Origin of the sequence: Pantoea sp. At-9b, assembly GCF_000175935.2 — a bacterium.
Taxonomy (GTDB): domain Bacteria; phylum Pseudomonadota; class Gammaproteobacteria; order Enterobacterales; family Enterobacteriaceae; genus Pantoea.
The window spans coordinates 435828-453743 of the sequence record NC_014838.1 but is presented as its reverse complement, the minus strand read 5'-3'; the positions used below and the strand labels follow the sequence as shown (position 1 = coordinate 453743).

Genomic DNA, 17916 nt, shown 5'->3' with positions numbered 1-17916 from the left:
CTATTGCGCGGGCTGGAGCGTGATGCGCGTCAGCTCGGAAGGACGACCCAGGCGCACCGCCATCCCCGGCCATAATGCGGTGCCGTTATTGACGTACAGCTGCATGCCTTCCACCGCATACAAGCCCGAGACATAGCCACCATTGGGTTTGGCGAACAGCCGATCAAACCCGGCGATTAACCCGCCGTGGGTATGCCCGGAAAGTTGCACATCTGCCCCTTGCGCGGCATTTTGCCGTGCATTGCGCGGTTGATGATCCAACAGCACCACCGGCGCATTCGCCGGTGCACCGGACAGTGCTCCGGCCAAATCCGGGCCCGTAGCCCCCCGGCGCGGGGCCGAGGCATCGGTCACCCCGGCAATCACCAGGCTGGCTCCGTCACGCGCCACCACGGTATGACTGTTGAGCAACGGCTTCAGCCCGAGCGAAGCCAGATGATCGGTCCATGCCGCCTGTTCAAAGAAATATTCATGATTGCCGGTGATGGCCAATACGCCATCTGGCGCATGCAGACCGCGTAACGGTTCAACGTCGGCGCGGCGATTGTTCAGGGTGCCATCAATCACATCGCCGGTGATCACAATCAGATCCACATCGAGCGCCATCGCTTTTTTCACCATCTTCGCCGTCCAGTTGGCGTTAAACAACTTGCTGATATGCAAATCCGTCAACTGTAACAGCTGATAGCCAGCAAATTCTGGCGGCAGGTTGTTGATGGTGAACACCACATCTTTGACCGGCGGCACACGAATCGCCTGGTGCACGCCGAATGCCGCCAGCAACATCGCAGCCACCCCAGCGCCATAGCGCACCCCGGGCGCTATCACCAGCGGATGCCCCAGCAGCAGCGCAATCAGCGCCACGGCATCGACTAGCACCTGCAACATGGCGAGGAACAACACCGCGCAGAACGCCCAGTTAAACAGGATGATCACGGGACGCGGCATCTCCGGCGACATGATGCTGCCAGAGGTAAAGCGACTGAAAAACAGATATTGCGTGGCGATCAACACCACAGCGGAAAACACCAGCTTCACCGCAAGCGGCAAGGCCAGGGGAGCGATAAAACGTGCGATCACATACCAGCCTGGAATACTGAAGATCAGGTGAAACATCGTGAGTCCCTGGGATTTACGCGAGGTTAAGGCCGATCAGTATCTAACAAAAAGCGGGCGGAGACTTTTCAAAACAGGCGGTTTGAGTATCGCTGCAATTTACAGCAAACGATCCCCATCTGGATGTACAGACGTCTGGATGTAGATTATAGTGCATGCGCAACGCACGCTCTTCACGGTCCGATTTAGCGCGCAATCATGCAGAAAGCACCTTATCAGCGCGATAAATGTGCAACAGGTTACAGAAAATTGAGATGTTCAGAAGGGAAGTTGGTTATGAATAAAAAATTACTCTCCGTACTGCTGGCCGCGTCCGTAACGCTGCTTAGCGCCTGCAATAAAGACAATGACAACAGTGTTAAAGTGGCGATCAACACCGGACCCGATCAGGCGTTGTGGGACACCGTCAAGCAGGTTGCGCATGACAAATATCATCTGGACGTGGATGTGGTGGCGTTTAACGACTATGTTCAGCCTAATGAAGCGCTGTTTAACAAAGATGTCGATGCCAATGCCTTCCAGAGTTTGCCGTATCTGGAGATGCAGTCCAAAGAGCGTGGCTATCATTTTGCCGTGATCACCAATACCTTCGTGTTCCCGATTGCCGGTTACTCACGCAAAATCAAATCATTAAAAGATCTGCCGGATGGCGCAACCATCACCATTTCCAACGAAGCCACCACCCTAGGCCGCAGCCTGCTGCTGTTGCAGGCGCAAGGGTTGATCAGCGTGAAACCGGAAGCGGGCCTGCTGCCGACGACACTGGACATCACCGCGAACCCGAAAAACCTCAAGTTTGTTGAAGTGGATACCCCGCAGCTGGCGCGTACCCTTGACGATCCCCAGGTCTATGTTTCGATCATCAACAACAACTTTGCCGCACTGGCGAACCTGTCTGCCTCGCGCGATGGCATGTTTATGGAAGGTAAAGCGTCACCTTACGTGAACGCGATTGTGGCGCGTGAAGATAATAAAGACAGCCCGAATATTCAGAAGCTGAAAGAAGCGTTCCAGTCACCGGAAGTGCTGAACAAAGCGAACGAGATCTACAAAGGCGATATTATCAAAGGCTGGTAAGCATCAACGATGCCGCGCAGTGCAATGCCCGCGCGGCATCGGACTTAATGTTTCAGGCTGACAAGATTATCCTGCTCACTGCCCTGACGATCGGCAGACGGATTCAGGTCACAGGCTTTGGGCAGCAGCGTGGTGATCAGTCCGGCGACCACCAGCGATCCCGCCAGCCAGCACACCGCGACATTCTGTCCGTACAGCATGGTCATCATCCCGACCAGATACGGCCCACAAAAACCGCCTAAATTCCCCAACCCGTTGATGACGCCACGCGCACTTCCCGCCACTTCTGGCGCAGCGATACGGCCCGGGATAGACCAGAACGGGCTGGTGGCGGCTTTCAGGAAGAAACCACAAATCACCAGCGCGATATAGGCGGCCACCACGTTGTGATGCAACACCACCGACGCCAGCAGCGCAGCGGCAAAACAGAACAACGAAATCATCACCCACAAACGACGCTTACCGGTACGATCGCTCAGCCAGGAAATAGCATAGATACCCAGCAACGTGGCAACAAACGGCAGTGCGGCCAGCAGGCCGATACCGGTCATATTCGAACCGGTCAGGTTTTTCAGGATGCTGGGCAACCACAGGGTGTAACCGTAGTCGCCGGTTTGATAGAAAAAGTTCAGCACCACCAGTTCCATCAGGCCAGAGTTGCGAAACACCGCTTTTAACGGGGCTTTACTCACCGGCGCGACCGCACGGGCTGCGGCACGTTCCCGCTGCAACTCACGCAACAACCACACTTTTTCCCGTTCCGGCAGCCAGCGTGCTTCTTCGGGACGATCGCTCACCACCAGCCACCACACCAGCAGGATCACCGCCGACAGGCCCCCTTCGATGATGAACAACCAGCGCCAGTCCAGGGCGTTGATAATGTAGCCGGAGATAGGTGCGGTGAACATGCCACCCAGCGGCGCAAACATCATGACAAAGGCATTCGCCCGTCCCAGCTCTTTTTCCGGGAACCAGTTGCTCACCATGGTTAACACCACGGGCAACATCCCGCCTTCCGACACCCCCAATACGAAACGCAACGCCAGCAGCTGATAGTGGTTGGTGACAAACCCGGTGGCAATTGACACCAGCGTCCACGCCACCAGCGAGCAGGCGATAAAGCGCTTGCCGCTGCCGTTAACCGCAATGCGGCCACCCGGCACTTGCAGGAACAGATAACCAATGAAGAAGATACCGCTGATGATGCCCGCCATCTGGCTGGTAATGGCGAGATCCTGATCCATCCCGCCCGGTAAGGCGAAACTGATATTGACGCGGTCCATGAAGGAGATGATGCAAACAATTAAAATCGGCGCGATAACGCGATACCAACGAGTTCCGGGAATTGAGTCCTGCATAACGCCCCCTTCGGATAGATGCTTAGCACTGCCATCTATTAAAGAGAGTTTGGAAATTATTTTTGCGACCAACGTCACTGGGAAAAGTGTTAACAAAAGGTGTTACACGCAGCGTGATGGGGCAATGAAATCAGCGCGATAAATCGCGCCGCCACAAATAAAAACGATTTAAACATAGCGTAGCAGCACGATTTATCGCGCGAATCTTGCGACAAGTCACAACGCCTGTAACACCGCGCAGTAACAAAATGGGCCAGGTGGTTAGCCTGGCCCATCAATCACGACGGTTTTTTACCTTTACGCCGCAGCACCACACTCAGCGCCACCCCGGCCAGCACCAGGATAACCACGCCAATGAGTCCCGGTAGCACCAGCGGTTGCAGGCGGGCCAGCAGTGGCGGGTGACCGCCTTTGCGTACCCAGGCGACATCACCTGCGGTCACCGTGACGTCAGGATTGCCGTAGTTTTTCAGCACAAAGTTACTGATATCGGCCACCTGCTGATCGTTCAGCTTGTCAACGTAGGACGGCGAGCTAAAGCCGGGCATCAGCACCTGATGATCGGCGGTATCACGCTGTACACCAAACAGAATCGCGGCAATCAGGTTGGCAGGATTGCGCATTCCGGTCGCGGTGTTGTGGAACAACGAAGGATAGGCCTGGTTAGCACTGCCCGCCCCATCTGGCTGATGGCAACTGGCGCAGTTACCGCTAAACAGCGCCGCACCGCTGGTCAGCGATTGGTTAGCGTTATTCGGGTTACGGCCACGCAGGCTGTTTTCCACATCCATCGGTGCGCCATAGCTGAAGGCCGGTTGGGTTTCCCCTTCATCACGCAGCGGCGTGGTGCCTTTGAGGTAAACCGCAATCGCATGCAGATCGCTGTCCGGCAGGTATTGCAGGCTATGTTCCACCGCTTCCGCCATGCCGCCCGCCGCCTGGTTTTTGCCTGGTGCACGCCCGGTTTTCAGATACTGCACCAGCTCGTCATCACTCCAGCCACCTATGCCGCTGATCGGATCTGAAGTGATATTGGGCGCGTACCAGCTACCCAGCGGTCCCCCTGCCAGCGGACGATCCGGCTGTTCCTGCATCATAAAACCGCGTGGCGTGTGACAGGTGTTGCAGTGCGTCAAGCCGTTAACCAGATAATTGCCCCGATTCCATTCGGCGCTTTTGCTGCCATCGTTCTGCCACATTTTGTCGTTGGCAAACATCATGTTCCAGAAGCGCATACTAAAACGCAGGCTGAACGGAAAAGGCAGATTGGTTTGAGGATTCTGCTGCTCCACCGGCTGTACGCCATGCATCAGGTAGTAATACAGAGCATGTACATCTGCGTCGGTCATCATGCTGTAAGAGGTGTAGGGCATCGCCGGATAGAGCTGCGCGCCGTCGGCGCGCACGCCATGACGCACCGCCGCCGCAAACTGGGCTTCGCTGTACTCACCAATGCCGCTTTTTGCTGGCGTGATGTTGGTGGCATAAATCACCCCCATCGGCGAAGCGATGCCATAACCGCCGCTGAACGCGGTTTTACTGCCCGGCGCGGTATGACAGGCCTGACAGTCCGACGCAATGGCCACCTGCTCGCCCTGTCGCAACAGGTTGCTATCCAGGGGAGCGGCCTGTGCGCCCAACGTCACCAGCGCGGCCAGACTGCTGGCAATTAATGTCTTCATGCCAGTGCCCTCATACGCTGTGCGATATCCTGCGCGGCCTTCAGTCCCAGTGCCGCCATGGTCAGGGTGCTGTTGACCACACTTGCTGACGGGATCGCCCCGCCGCCCGGCAACCACAGGTTTTCATGATCAAAGGCGCGACAATTGCCATCCACCACCGCGTCTTTACCGCTTTTGCCCATGATTACGCCACCCATAATATGGTTGTTGGCATTCAACCCTTTGCTGATGGTGAATTCTTTGCCGTTGAACAGCTGGCCAATATGTTCCAGTTGCGCATGTGAGACTTCAGCCCCCTTCCGCACATAATCGCCGACGTCGTAATAGATATCCGGGCACGGCAAACCGTGGGGATCGTTGCGGGTTTTGCTTAACGTCAGGCGGTTTTCCGGGTCCGGGAGCGGTTCGAGGCTGATGGAGATATCCACGCTGTGGATCGCGCGGTAGCGAATCTCCTCATCCAGCGCTTTGCCCACCAGTCCTTTTTTCAACGCCTGCTGCGTCGCTGCCACCACGCGCGAGATGTTATTGAGGATCATTTTGTTGGCCGAATAATCACGACGAAAATCGCCATCGCGATAGCCCACCATGCAACTGCTCTGCGCCGGACCACGCCCCAGCCAGACCGGTTCTTCCGTCAGGAAGGAGCAGTGGAAGCCGGAGTGGTCCATCATGTTACGCCCCACCATATCGGAGGCGTTGGCGATGCCATGCGGGTTACCGCCGTTGGCTGCCATCAGCAACAGGCGGGGGGTTTCAATACCGTTACAAGCCAGCGCAAAGGCTTTACCGCTGGCCTTGTGCGAAGCGCCGGAACTGTCTTTCCAGTGCACAGCGGTCACCCGGTTGTTGCCATCGGTATCAATTTTGTAAACCACCGCTTCCGCCAGCACCACCGCACCGTTGCGTTCCGCACGTTCGATATGATGGATGCCGTTATACATCGCGCCAATTGGGCAAATCGGCTGACAGTTATTGTTGCCACAGCAGGTAGGACGTCCCTGCCACGGACGGGTGCTGCGGCCTTGCGGGATCGGTACCAGGTTGTAGCCGTGCGGGTTTACCACGCTGGCAAAATAGTTATCCCCGTGGGCGAACGGCACCATATCCATCGGATAAGGCTGACTGCGCTCAGATGGGGATTGCATCGCCACGTCATGCGGGCCAGCCACGCCGATTTCGTTTTCCGCCCGGCAGTACCAGGGTTCCAGCTCGTCGTAGCTGATCGGCCAGTCACGGCCCACGCCATATTTCGACTGCATAACAAAATCGCTGGGATGGTGACGCCAGCAGGACGCCGCCCAATGCCAGGTGGTGCCCCCGACGGTGCGCAGGTAGCCCTGTTGAAAACTGGCGGCGTTAGGACCGGTGACGTTGACATAGTTATTCGGCGGGAAATAGAGCGGTGCCGGGGCAAATTTTGACTGCGGATATAACCCCTGAAAATCGGAACCGGCACGATTGGCGAAGGGCATGTTACGCCAGTTTTCCACCGCCTGAGCACGATCAATGCGTAGCCCTGCTTCCAGTACCAGTACGGAATAGCCCTGACTGACCAGCTCATTGGCCATCAAGCCACCCACCACACCGGAGCCCACAATAACAATGTCTGCGGAGGCATCACCCTGCGCAGTAAAAATTGGTTTTTTCATGATTTTCTTCGTTTTTTATGAAAGGAGTGGTTACAGCGAGTCAATCAGACCATTGCGTTCATCCGGCACCGGCACCGTCCACCAGATCGGCCCGTTACCACAGTAGGTCGGCACCACCAGGCCATCGCTGACGGTTTGGTACATCAGGGCCTGCTTATAGGCGACTAACGTGCCGTGATAGTCATCCCCCACGGTCCCGGTGTACCAGGCAGTGACGATTTGGTAGAGGAAATCGTGTAAACCCGCGCTGTCTGCCTTTGCCAGCAGTTGTTGTGCAGACATGCCCGCTTGTAACAACAAGGCGAGCTGCGCCAGGCGCGGAGCAAATTGCGCGTCGCGCTGGCTAAACGCGGCAAAAAAACGCGCCGCCAACACGGCATCCAGATGCTGATGTTCGGTGATAACTTGCGAGAGCGTGACAAACTGCTTCACCGCATCGCTGCCACTGATAACACTGGCGGCAAACGCCCTGCCCGGCAGGCTCGCGACCACGCCGGTCAGTGTCAGACCAAGGGTCGCAAAGAGGAATTCCCTGCGACTGGAACCGGTTCCATTTTTGCTGACAGAAACGGTTTCAGTTGGAAAATGTCGTTTCATGGGTTACCTGATGTTGAGAAGAAAGGAGTAGCAAAGTTACGGGTAACATCCTACCGTTTAAGTTTCAAAACTGTTATCAGGTTTTTATCAGATTCCGCACTTTTGTCGGGGAGATAGCACTAAATGATAAAGAAATGTGAAATAGGTTAATTAAAAAGCATCCACGATGTATTCCGTTACAAACTCGCGTAGCGGCGCGATTTATCGCGCGGGTTTTGCAGAGTATACCAATGCCTGAAAAGCACGCGATAAATCGCGCCGCCACAAAAGGGATCTGCCATGCATCGCCGCCGTTTTCTGACTGGACTCACCCTTGGTACACTGGTTGCGGCCAACACCCGCCCCGCCTTTACCGCAGCAGCGCTAAGTCGCACCCTGATTCCCCTCTGGCACGGAAAACCGCCAGGCGGTGGCGGACCGACCGGTAGTCTGGTGACCTCTGCCACGGGAGCACAGCGCCAGATCGCCGTGCCCACACTCACCGCCCTCACCCCTGCGCGTGCCAACGGTTATGCGGTACTGATCGCTGCCGGAGGCGGTTATAAACGTATTGAAATGGGCAAGGAAGCCTGGCCGGCAGCCGAATGGTTGGTGGCACGCGGATTTACCGCTTATGTGCTCAGCTATCGTCTCCCCACTGAAGGCTGGCAGGCGGGTAATGTGGTGGCATTGCAGGATGCTCAGCGCGCGCTGAGAATAGTGCGGCAACGTGAACAGCACGTCAGCCTGCTGGGATTTTCCGCCGGTGGGCATCTGCTCGGTCTGGCGGCCACCCGTGCAGATTTTCAATCTTATCTTCCCGAGGATGCGCTGGACCACACCCCGGCAACCGCCGAGCGCGCCGCGTTGATTTACCCGATCATCACGCTGGAGCCACCCTATAGCCACACCTCAACCCAACGGGTGTTAGTTGGCCCGCATGCTTCCGTTGCCGAGGACGCCAGTTGGTCCGTACAGAACTATGTCCGCCCGGATTCTCCGCCCTTTTTTCTGGTGCAGGCTGAAGATGACCCGGTATCAAACCCTGATAATACCCTGATTATGACCCGCGCCTGCCAGCAGCAGCGGGTGGCGGTGGAATGGCATCGGTATACGCGTGGAGGACATGGCTTTGGCATGGGACGACCCGGCACACCAACCATGGCGTGGCCGGGCGAATATGCGCGATGGCTGCATGAATGGCAGCGCTAATCCGCCTTACTTAGTGGTGCAGCATCTCCTCCACCACCTCGGCGGTCTGCATTTGATACGGATAGTAAGTGGGCCAGTTATCCATCTCGTTCAGCAGCGCTTCCTGTGAGGTGTTGCCGGTAAAGATATGAAAATGTGATGATTTTCTTGGACCGATGATGTGATCGCTGAACTGCACGAATTTCGGGGCCTGGCTGTTGGCATCCTGGCACTCAAACAGGTAGCGCACACCCTTCTTCCCTGAGGCATAGGTCAGAATTTTATGCCCGGCATAACGATAGTGGCAGGTAGCGGACTGTTCGCCCGTATGGAACTCCATCACACCGTCTTCGATGCCAATGGTATCAACCTGCGTCACATAACCTTTGCGGTAATACGCTTTGATGTCAGCGAAGGTTTTGCCGGGGTCTTTTGCCACTTTCTTGCGCAGCACCGGATCGAGGTCACCATTGACCAGCAACGGATAAACTGACTGCCAGACGCCTTCCCAATCAGAAAGGTTACGATCCCGGACATCCTGATCGGCGAACACGCCCTCCGCCGCTTTCTGCTCCATTTCCGTCAGTGGCTTACCGTGCGCGTGATCGCCATGCGCCAGCACCGACGCGCTCAGGCTGATTAACCCCAGAGATAATACGATTTTTTTGATGTTACTTTTCACAACCAGACTCTCCATTTGTCAAAATGGAGATGTTATATCATAACAATTTGTAACGCAAAGTGTATGCTACGCGGATCGACTGGTGGCAAAAAGAAGCCCAAATTCATTTGGGCTAATCGGACGTGAAGAATGTTTATTATGATGTGGCATTGAGAAGTCATGACAGACTTCTCGTCAGGCAGGCTCAGAGTAAACCAATCCTTAACATCTTATTTATAATCTGGTGCGAAGATTCAGCCCCGACCTCATCAGCCCCTCACGCCATGCCATAAATGTAATCAAATGAAAAAATATTCGCGCAAAGTTAATGGAGTTGTGGCAGAAGTTTGCCTGCGTGTTAATTAGCAGTTAAAGCTAAAATTTAGTCGGGCAAAAGGTATTTATTATTCCTAACGGTGGTGATTACCTGCCGTGCGCAACCGTCGATATTTATCAACGAAGATTAAACGACAACAACCCATCGTCATACGTATAACTGGCTTACCAGTCGCGTTGAGGAGTCAGATATGAAAGCTTTAGTTAACGACATCATTTCTATTTTTACTGAGAAGACAATTAACCCGGTACTGGTCCGTTCAGGATTATCTCACCGTGAAATTGCGTCGATCCACCCGGTTGGCGTCACCAGCGTCAGTTGGGTGACATCCATGGAAGAACTGAATGACGCCTTTGTGAAAAAGGCGCTGGAAGCCGGAGCCGTGGGCTACCACATCACCAATGTGGACTCCCATCAACCGGGTAATGATGGTCAGCATGTGATGGCAGCTACCGCAACGCTGTATCATATCAATGACAAAGTGGCCTACGGTTAAAATTGGTATAACTGTGCAATTTATCACGCAGCAGGCACATCGCCAGGCCGGATTTTTCCTGGCGATGTGCTGTAAATCAGCTGAACAGTTCCGCACCAATATATGACCCTTCTGCCGGTGCAGGCGGAATAAAGAAAATACCTGACCCAATATGGGAAATATATTCATTCAACGCATCTGCCGCCCCCAGCTTAGCCTGCAAGGTTTCAAAATGCGCCGGATCATTCTGATAACTGATAAACAGTAATCCCGCATCCAGAAAGCCGAGATTATTTAAGCCATCAGTATAATTATAAGAACGTCGCAGAATGCGAATTCCCTGATTATTCTCATGAGCCGCTAGGCTGATATGCGCTGTTGCCGGGATAACCAGTTCACCGCTCTGATCTTTGACCTCAAAATCAGGTTGATCAAACTCTTTGTGCCCGCTCAGCGGGGCACCGGACAGTTTATGGCGACCAAAGATATTGTTTTGATCGCTGACGCGGTCCACATCCCAGTTTTCAATGTGCATGCGGATTTTTCGCACCACCTGATAGCTGCCCTGCTGCTGCCAGGCCGGACCCTCATTAATCCACACATGACGTTTGAAATCCGCTTTCTCGGTGATATTGCGCGTACCGTCTTTAAAACCGAACAGGTTACGTGGCGTGGATTGCCCTTTGCCGGCGGAGGCACGACCAAAACCCAGCACCGACCAACGTGTGGCTGCCGTGCCGGTCGCCTTGGCGATGCGCGCCAGGTTACGTACCGCGTGATAAGCCACCTGCGGATCATCAGCACAGGCCTGGATGGACAGATCGCCCCCGGTCAGTTCCGGGCTAAAGTTGTCGCTTGGCAGTTGAATCAGTTCGCGCATCAGTGGCGGTTTCTTGCCTGCCAGCCCCATCGCTTCGCTGAAAATCCGCGGCCCTAAGCCAACCGTAACGGTTAATGAGGCGGGACCGAGATCCATCGCTTCGCCGGTATCACTGCCAACACCACTGGTCCGCAGGGGTTCGATCTGACCGATAGTCTCGCCACGCATCATCTGGGCAATGGCAGACGACCAACGTGCCAGTAACACCTGGAGATCACGCGGGTTCTGCGAGGTTAAATCAAACGCCATAAACATAATATGGCGCTGCGGCGGCGTTTCGATACCCACCTGACCGCCGCTGCCATAGAAGGCATGTTCGCGCGAGAGATCAACCCGGTCTTCAGGATTATGCAACGCTTCGCTTTGCCCATGCGCCGAGCTGATTGCCGGGATAGTCAGCGCGCTGGCGACCGCGCCTTTCAGCAGGTCACGTCGGGTAAAATTACCGGCCTCCCTGGCCGGTTTTAACTTATCGTTCATCGATTATTTTCCGCTGGTAGCGACTTTTTCAGCGATTTTGGACAAGGGTTCCTGCAACGCCTGTACTGCACGGCTCAGTTTGGCACCCTCTGAGGCTTTCAGTTCGGCGGTGTAGTACTTGTATCCTCCCGGAATCGCTGGATCGCGGTAAGTTTCCAGTAACGCACGCACTGCCGCGAACTGCTCGGTCACGCGTTTAGTCAGGTCAGGATCGATCTTTTCCAGGCCCGGTTTCAGGAAGGCAAATGCCTGCTCAGCGCCTTCAATGTTACCGGCAAAATCAATCAGATCGAGATGGCTGAAGGCTTCTTCTTCACCACTGATTTTGTTGCTCTGTACTTCTTCCAGCAAATCCGCCGCACCGTTGGCGAGATCCTCTGGTTTGTAAGTCAGCTTTTTCACCTGCTCATCCAGCTTGTGCACATTGCTTTGCAGTTCAGCCGCCAGCTGTTTGGTTTCTGCGGTGATCGCCCCGTTGCCGAACAGATCGCGTTCGATGGCGTGGAAGCCATGCCAGCCCACTTTCGGGTCGATGTTGGAGGCACGCATGTCGACCAGATAGTCAAGGTTCCCGGCGTTATCGGTAGCTTTGAAACCCGGCAATACGAAACCGCTCACATCAGATTCGATGCGCTCATAGAACGGACGCGCTTTGGCGTAATCCGCTTTGGCTTTTTCCAGGTCGCCTGCGTCAATGTCCGCCTTCAGACGATCGACTGCCACCACCATGGCATCCACCACGCCGTTAACATAACTGGCATAGCCTTTGGTGCCTTCTTCCAGCAGCGTGGCAACGCTACCGGTCGGTGCTGCTGCCGCTTTACCGGTTACGGTGAAGTTGGTCAGCTCTTGTTTCGCGCCCGGGCAATAAATCTGGTAGGTGCCGCCATCCAGCGTAACGGTAAATTTCACCGCCGGCAGGCCCGGAGCAAGGTTCTCTTTTTCGCCCAGAATACGGTTGTCGCTCAGCAACTCCAGCTCGGTCAGGGCGGTGGCGGTTTTGTTCACCACGGTAAAGGTCACCGGACCGGCTTTGGCTGAAGTGTGGTCGATATGGCAGGTGCCATCGCCTTCATTGGTCATGGTGATATTGACCTGGGAAGCACCGTTTTTCACCGGTGCCGCCGTTGCCGCCTGTGCATCCACAGACAGCATCAAAGCTGCGGAAATCCCTGCCGCAATCAGCGCGTATTTTGTAGAGAACGGTTTTGTCTTCATCGTGCCTTCCTGTTTATTTTTCAGGCAATTGGTGAGTTGAACTGTCCAGCAGTCCCTGTTTGCTGCGTCCTCGGGCACGAACACCTTTCAGCCGTCTGAACTGGCGGCTGGCTGAGAAAAAGCAGGTGAAGGCCAGAATGGCAAAAAGCGAAGGTAAAATAACGGCCCAGAAGTGCCAGATATCCTGGGCAACAACCGCATCGCGTAAGTGTTGCTCGATATCCTGTGCATACGTCGGGCTGATTTGCCAGTCGCATCCGGCTTCCGTGGTACGCGCACGGGCGCTGATGGTGCGCGGTGACTGGAGGCCACTGCCCGATAAGGTAATAAAGGTCGCCGGGTGCGATTCAGCGCTGACCAACACACCGCGCGCCATCGCGGCATCGACGCTGCAATTCACCGTCCATTTGGCATCATAAGGCCCCGGATGCTGCGCCGGACTTAAGCCAACCGGAATGCGGTTGCCGTAGGCGGCCATCACCTCATCCAGGGTCAGGGGTGAATGGGCGTCAGCAGGTTCATAGCTGAAACTCGCCTGCCACTCCTGACGGCCTGAGGTGGTGACTTTACTGAGTTGATCGGCAGGCACCACCAGGGTTTCAGCCGCTTGTCCTGTCAGGGTGACGGCAAACTGTTTGCCCGCGCCTGGCTGGCTGCTGATATGCCCGACCGGTTGCTGCGAGGTACGACTGACCAGCGGAATTTGATCGGGGATCTCCACTTCCGGTGCCGGATAAATGAAGTGCAGCAGCAAAGCGGTGATCATCAGACCCACACCGGTCACGGCGGTAAACTGCGCCGCCCGTTTCGGTGCGGGTTTTAAATGAGCAGGCCAGTAGATCATCGCGGCCACCACCACGATGTAAATAATCCAGCCAGCAAACTCCACCAGGCGCGGATCGGCCGGAATGCCCAGCACCCCGGTGATCAGCGCCGATTGCACGGTGCCGGGGGTAACCAGCCAGCTCAGGTCAACAATGCGTTGCTGGCCCGCATTTAACCACCCTGCCTCGTGGGCACTGCGCAAGGCGGAGATAATTAAACCGGCTGCGACCAGAATCAGGAACAAGCCGGTCAGGCGGAAAAAACGTGACAGGTTGATGCGGATGCCGCCGACATAGATGCCCCATCCCACCAGCACCGCCACCAGTAACCCCAACACCGCGCCGACGGCTGCCCACACCGCCGATTGGGCGGCGGAAAAAGTCGCCAGCAGAAACACGCTGGTTTCGAACCCTTCTTTCAACACGGCGAGAAACGCCATACTGGTCAGCGCCAGCGCGCTGGAGCGGCTGATGGCCTCTGCTGCCTCGGTTTCCAGTTGACGCTTGAGGTTATGCGCATGGTTGTTCATCCACATCACCATGCCGGTAACGAAAAACACCGCCACCAGACCGATAATGGATTCCATCATCTCCTGCCGCGCCTGCGGCAAGGCGTTCTCAGTCAGGTTCAGCACAAAACCCACGGCGAGGGAGAGAATCACAGCACAACCGACGCCCAGCCACATTGCCGTAAGTGGCCTGCCATTTTTGCGTAAGAAAGCGGCGATAATGCCTACGATTAATGCGGCTTCAAGGCCTTCGCGCAATGCGATAATGAACGTCGCCAGCAAGTAGAGTGCTCCCAAACAGGTACTAAAAGCGAAATGATAATAATTATTAGTATCACTCCCCGTGAGAATAATAAACATTCCCGCTAACCAGCATAGTAAAAAAAGGAAAAACTCTATTTGCCCCTGACATTGCCAGATATTATTTTGCTTGCTGATGTGAGCCACATCTCAACATTAAGTTAACCTTAAGAAATGCCTTAATAATCTGCCTGGGTAATGACCGAGGGAAAAACCATAGATATATCTTCAGCCGGGGAAGGAAACTTTCCTCCCCCGCTGGTTATTTTTTAGATTGTAGAGATATGTAATGAGAACAGATTGATATGGCTTGTGATTTTATTTGGCTACTCAATGATTAGCCCAACGGACGGGGAAAAAATAACCACTGGCTAATGATTAGCCGCAGGCGGCAACGCCTGCAAAATCCGCCCGGCTTCCGCAGCACTCAACGGATAAGCGTAAAACTGGCGATAAAAATCACGCGTTGCATCGATGATGTTCAGATCGGGAAATAATTCAGGATGCAGTTTGGCGGCGGCCCATTGAATCTGTAACGCTACCTCGGTGCCATAGCGGTCCCATGGAAACACCCCCGCTGGATTCTGCCACACCCGATGGTTTTTCACCGCATTGACGCTGGCAAACAGCGCCGCGTAAGCAGAATCCTCCAGCTTGCCCGCGCCAGCCCCAATGATAATCACATCCGGATTCCAGCGGATAACCTCTTCCGGTGAGATCGGCTTCATATTGCCCTCGATACCCGCCGCAACATTGCGCCCCCCGGCCAGCGTAATCCAGGTATCAATCAGGGTAGCGCGTCCGTCCACTTTCAGCGGATGGAGCGACTGAATATGCAGCACGCGCGGACGCTGGCTGGCACTGAGTCCCTGCGTTTTCGCCTGAATACGCGCAATCTGTTGATCGAGATAATGGTTGTACGTCACGGCGCGCGCTGCCGCCTGCGCCGTGCCTACCACTTGTGCGGTGGTGGTGAGGGAGCGTTGCAGAGAAGCGAAGTCATCAAATTGCATCTCCAGCACCGGGATACCCGCCAGCCGCCAGGACTCGACGTCAGGATCATGGGCTGGGGCAAATACCGCATCGACATGTCGCGCCACCAGCGCCTCACTGGCAAAGGTTTTACCGTGCGCCTGGAGCGCCTGATACAACGACGGTTGCACCTTGAACATCCAGGGACGATCGGCCGGATGATTCACCGTCGCCACAATCCGATCGCCCGCGCCCAGCGTCATCAATAACGAATGATGGGCAAACCAGGCATCCGCAATATGCGTCGCCGGGTGGCTTATCACCACCTGCTGCCCCATATCGTCGGTCACCGTCTGCGCCTGAGCGACGGCGCTAATCACCAGCAGCGCCAGCCCACAGAAAGGTTTTAACATTGCTTCGCTCCCGGTTAGAAATTGAGTTGCATCGAAACCTGCACCATCCGCGGATCGCCCAATTGCGCGCTGGCGTAGCCCGAACCGCTATAGCCGTTCAGCCCACCCGGCACGATATTGGTCCAATAGTGACGATTGGTCAGGTTGGTGACATCCAGACGGAAGGTGGTGGCGGTGTTGAACAATTGCGTTTTCCACGTCGCCCCCGCATCGATGGTGGTATAACCGCTCACCCAGCCATCGTTCTGGTTGTCGGTACTACGACGTCCGACATAATGCATGCCACCGTGAATATCGGTGCCGCTCAACATCGGCAAATCGTAAGCCGCAAACAGGCTGGCGACATAACGTGACAACCCGACGATTTGTTTATTGTCCGTCTGCGCACTGGCGGTTTTCAGCAGACGCGGATCCAGCCAGGTCATGCCGCCGTAGACGTGTAAACGGTCAGTGACGTCACCATCAGCCATCAACTCAATGCCCCGGTTACGTTGCTCACCGTCCACCGCATAGTCACCGTTAGCATTGGTATACGCATACGGACGTTTGATCTGAAACAGCGCAGCGGTCAGCAACAGCTTGTTGACCGCCAGCTTGCTGCCGACTTCAACCTGACGGCTGCGATACGGGGCAAGGATGTTGCCTGCGTTGTTGGCGGTAGCCGGTGCGGTGTCGCCCTGTTGCAGGCTATCGGCGTAGCTGACATATAACGTCAGCGGATCAACCGGCTTATACATCAGGCTGGCAGAACCGCTAAAACCGCTGTTGGACGATTCGCTGCTGCGGCTACCGGTTTTGCTGTAGTTGGCTGAACTGAGCAGGCTTTCACTGCCTGCCAGCAACAGGCTCCACTGCGGTGAAAACGCCAGATTATCGCTGAGTAAAAACGCATGTTGCGTGGCGGTGGCGGAGTGATAGCGATCGGTAAAATCGGGGTAGTCCGGCTCGGCAAACGCCTGGGGATTATCCAGCGAGGCGCTGCCCAGGGTCGAGGTGCCCCCCGCCCTTGGGTTCATGTTTTTCCACACAAAACCCCGCACACCGGTTGAAATTTGATGATGAATCCAGCCGGTATCCACTTCGCCATTGAGGTTCGCCAGATAGCTGTTGATAGTAAAACGACTGGCGGTGGCGGATGAGGTGGTGGTGGTGTAATGCCCCTGATTATCGGTAAAGGTGTTGGTCACCGCCGTCGATTCACGATCGGCGATTTGACGCAATACCCCGATCTCGCCTTGCCAGTTACCATCGAAATCGTGCTTCAGATGCACACCCGCCGTCAGGGTGTGGTTGTTATCCCCGGCATAGGATTGGCCGAGATGGGCAGTTTTCGGGTCAGGCGCGGCTGGCAATGTCAGGCCGCTGCCCAGCGCAAATTTGCCCGGTAACCCTTTGTCGTAAAAGTGGTAGTAGCTGAAATTGGTTTCCAGCACGGTTTGATCGCTGAGATTGGCATCCAGCGCGAGACTGACCAACTGACGGCGCTTTTTGCTGCCTTTGACGTAGCCATTGCCTTCGTCATCCAGCAGATTCAGGCGATAACGCAGCCGATCATTGTCATCCAGCGGGCCGCTAAAATCGCCGGCCAGCAGATGGCTGATGCCGGTACCCGCGCCAACTGTGACGCTATGTTGCGGGGTATCGCTGGGGCGTTTGCTGACAAAATTAAATAACCCGGCGGGGTTGGCGGGTCCATACAACGAACCGGCCAGACCATTCAACACCTCCAGATGGTCAAACTGCTCGGCGGCGTAATCGGTGGTAGCAACCACATTCAACCCGTCGATCATACTGTTCTGTACCACGCTGCCTTGCATACCACGCGTTTGCGGACGGGCACCATCACCCTGCACCGACGGCATATAGCGGTAAATATCGCTGATACTTTTTAGCTGCTGACGTTTCATTAATTGCGGTGAAACCGTTTGTACCGACCACGGGGTGTTGCGTATTTCCTGGCGGCCCAAATTACCTAACGTGGCCTTTTTATCCACCGATGAGGGGGTTTGATTGGGCGATGCGGTGACGGTGAGAGTGGGTTGTTCTGCCGCCTGGGCGTGAATAGCGAACAGTACGCTGATGCTAATTAAACGCATAAGCGGGATATTGCGGGATTTAATTTTCATTACCTTGCCATTGCCTGGATTAATAAAATATTTACTTATGGTATTGTTTTGTAAGGTTATTATTATCGT

The 17916-nt window shown here is 55.2% G+C and carries 14 protein-coding genes; 3 read left to right on the top strand and 11 right to left on the bottom strand.

Going from position 1 to position 17916, the window contains the following annotated elements; all coding sequences use genetic code 11:
* The gene (locus tag PAT9B_RS22475; RefSeq protein WP_013511580.1) at nucleotides 1–1116 is read right to left on the bottom strand and encodes a metallophosphoesterase; all 1116 of its coding nucleotides are present in this window, start codon (nucleotides 1114–1116) and stop codon (nucleotides 1–3) included.
* 276 nt (nucleotides 1117–1392) lie between these two features.
* Between PAT9B_RS22475 and PAT9B_RS22470 the strand changes: the two genes are divergently transcribed.
* A complete protein-coding gene (locus tag PAT9B_RS22470; protein ID WP_013511579.1) occupies nucleotides 1393–2193 on the top strand; it encodes a MetQ/NlpA family ABC transporter substrate-binding protein in 801 nt (266 codons plus the stop codon).
* A 44-nt stretch (nucleotides 2194–2237) separates the two neighbouring features.
* On the opposite strand, the gene PAT9B_RS22465 is transcribed toward PAT9B_RS22470, so the two are convergent.
* The 4 genes from PAT9B_RS22465 to PAT9B_RS22450 form a co-directional block, all read right to left on the bottom strand.
* Nucleotides 2238–3551: an MFS transporter gene (locus tag PAT9B_RS22465; protein ID WP_013511578.1), complete on the bottom strand. Its 1314-nt coding sequence runs from the start codon at nucleotides 3549–3551 to the stop codon at nucleotides 2238–2240.
* A gap of 278 nt (nucleotides 3552–3829) precedes the next feature.
* Nucleotides 3830–5233 (bottom strand): cytochrome c, encoded by a 1404-nt coding sequence (locus tag PAT9B_RS22460; RefSeq protein ID WP_013511577.1) that lies wholly within the window; start codon nucleotides 5231–5233, stop codon nucleotides 3830–3832.
* Nucleotides 5230–6885 (bottom strand): GMC family oxidoreductase, encoded by a 1656-nt coding sequence (locus PAT9B_RS22455; protein WP_013511576.1) that lies wholly within the window; start codon nucleotides 6883–6885, stop codon nucleotides 5230–5232. The genes PAT9B_RS22460 and PAT9B_RS22455 overlap by 4 nt, the downstream gene beginning before the upstream one ends.
* 30 nt (nucleotides 6886–6915) lie before the next feature.
* Nucleotides 6916–7482, bottom strand: a complete 567-nt coding sequence (locus PAT9B_RS22450; RefSeq protein WP_013511575.1) for a sugar dehydrogenase complex small subunit — start codon at nucleotides 7480–7482, stop codon at nucleotides 6916–6918.
* A 279-nt stretch (nucleotides 7483–7761) separates the two neighbouring features.
* Here PAT9B_RS22450 and PAT9B_RS22445 point away from each other — a divergent pair, with 279 nt between their 5' ends.
* The gene (locus PAT9B_RS22445; protein WP_013511574.1) at nucleotides 7762–8673 is read left to right on the top strand and encodes an alpha/beta hydrolase; all 912 of its coding nucleotides are present in this window, start codon (nucleotides 7762–7764) and stop codon (nucleotides 8671–8673) included.
* Between the two features lie 10 nt (nucleotides 8674–8683).
* Here PAT9B_RS22445 and zinT read toward each other — a convergent pair whose 3' ends face one another.
* Entirely contained in the window at nucleotides 8684–9349 is a 666-nt protein-coding gene (gene zinT, locus PAT9B_RS22440; RefSeq protein WP_041526054.1) for a metal-binding protein ZinT, read from the bottom strand.
* A 491-nt stretch (nucleotides 9350–9840) separates the two neighbouring features.
* Between zinT and PAT9B_RS22435 the strand changes: the two genes are divergently transcribed.
* Entirely contained in the window at nucleotides 9841–10146 is a 306-nt protein-coding gene (locus tag PAT9B_RS22435; RefSeq protein WP_013511572.1) for a DUF1471 domain-containing protein, read from the top strand.
* 76 nt (nucleotides 10147–10222) lie between these two features.
* Here the strand turns inward: PAT9B_RS22435 and PAT9B_RS22430 are convergent, their stop codons facing one another.
* The 5 genes from PAT9B_RS22430 to PAT9B_RS22410 all read right to left on the bottom strand — a co-directional run bounded on the left by PAT9B_RS22430 (nucleotide 10223) and on the right by PAT9B_RS22410 (nucleotide 17847).
* Nucleotides 10223–11485, bottom strand: a complete 1263-nt coding sequence (locus PAT9B_RS22430) for a Dyp-type peroxidase (RefSeq protein WP_013511571.1) — start codon at nucleotides 11483–11485, stop codon at nucleotides 10223–10225.
* A 3-nt stretch (nucleotides 11486–11488) separates the two neighbouring features.
* Nucleotides 11489–12703 carry an iron uptake system protein EfeO gene (gene efeO / locus PAT9B_RS22425; RefSeq protein WP_013511570.1) on the bottom strand — a complete coding sequence of 405 codons (1215 nt, stop codon included), beginning with the start codon at nucleotides 12701–12703 and terminating at the stop codon, nucleotides 11489–11491.
* A gap of 13 nt (nucleotides 12704–12716) precedes the next feature.
* Nucleotides 12717–14318: an iron uptake transporter permease EfeU gene (efeU, locus tag PAT9B_RS22420; RefSeq protein ID WP_041526106.1), complete on the bottom strand. Its 1602-nt coding sequence runs from the start codon at nucleotides 14316–14318 to the stop codon at nucleotides 12717–12719.
* Between the two features lie 389 nt (nucleotides 14319–14707).
* Nucleotides 14708–15721 (bottom strand): ABC transporter substrate-binding protein, encoded by a 1014-nt coding sequence (locus tag PAT9B_RS22415; protein WP_013511568.1) that lies wholly within the window; start codon nucleotides 15719–15721, stop codon nucleotides 14708–14710.
* Nucleotides 15722–15735: 14 nt separating this feature from the next.
* Entirely contained in the window at nucleotides 15736–17847 is a 2112-nt protein-coding gene (locus tag PAT9B_RS22410) for a TonB-dependent siderophore receptor (RefSeq protein WP_013511567.1), read from the bottom strand.
* Nucleotides 17848–17916 lie beyond the last annotated feature (69 nt).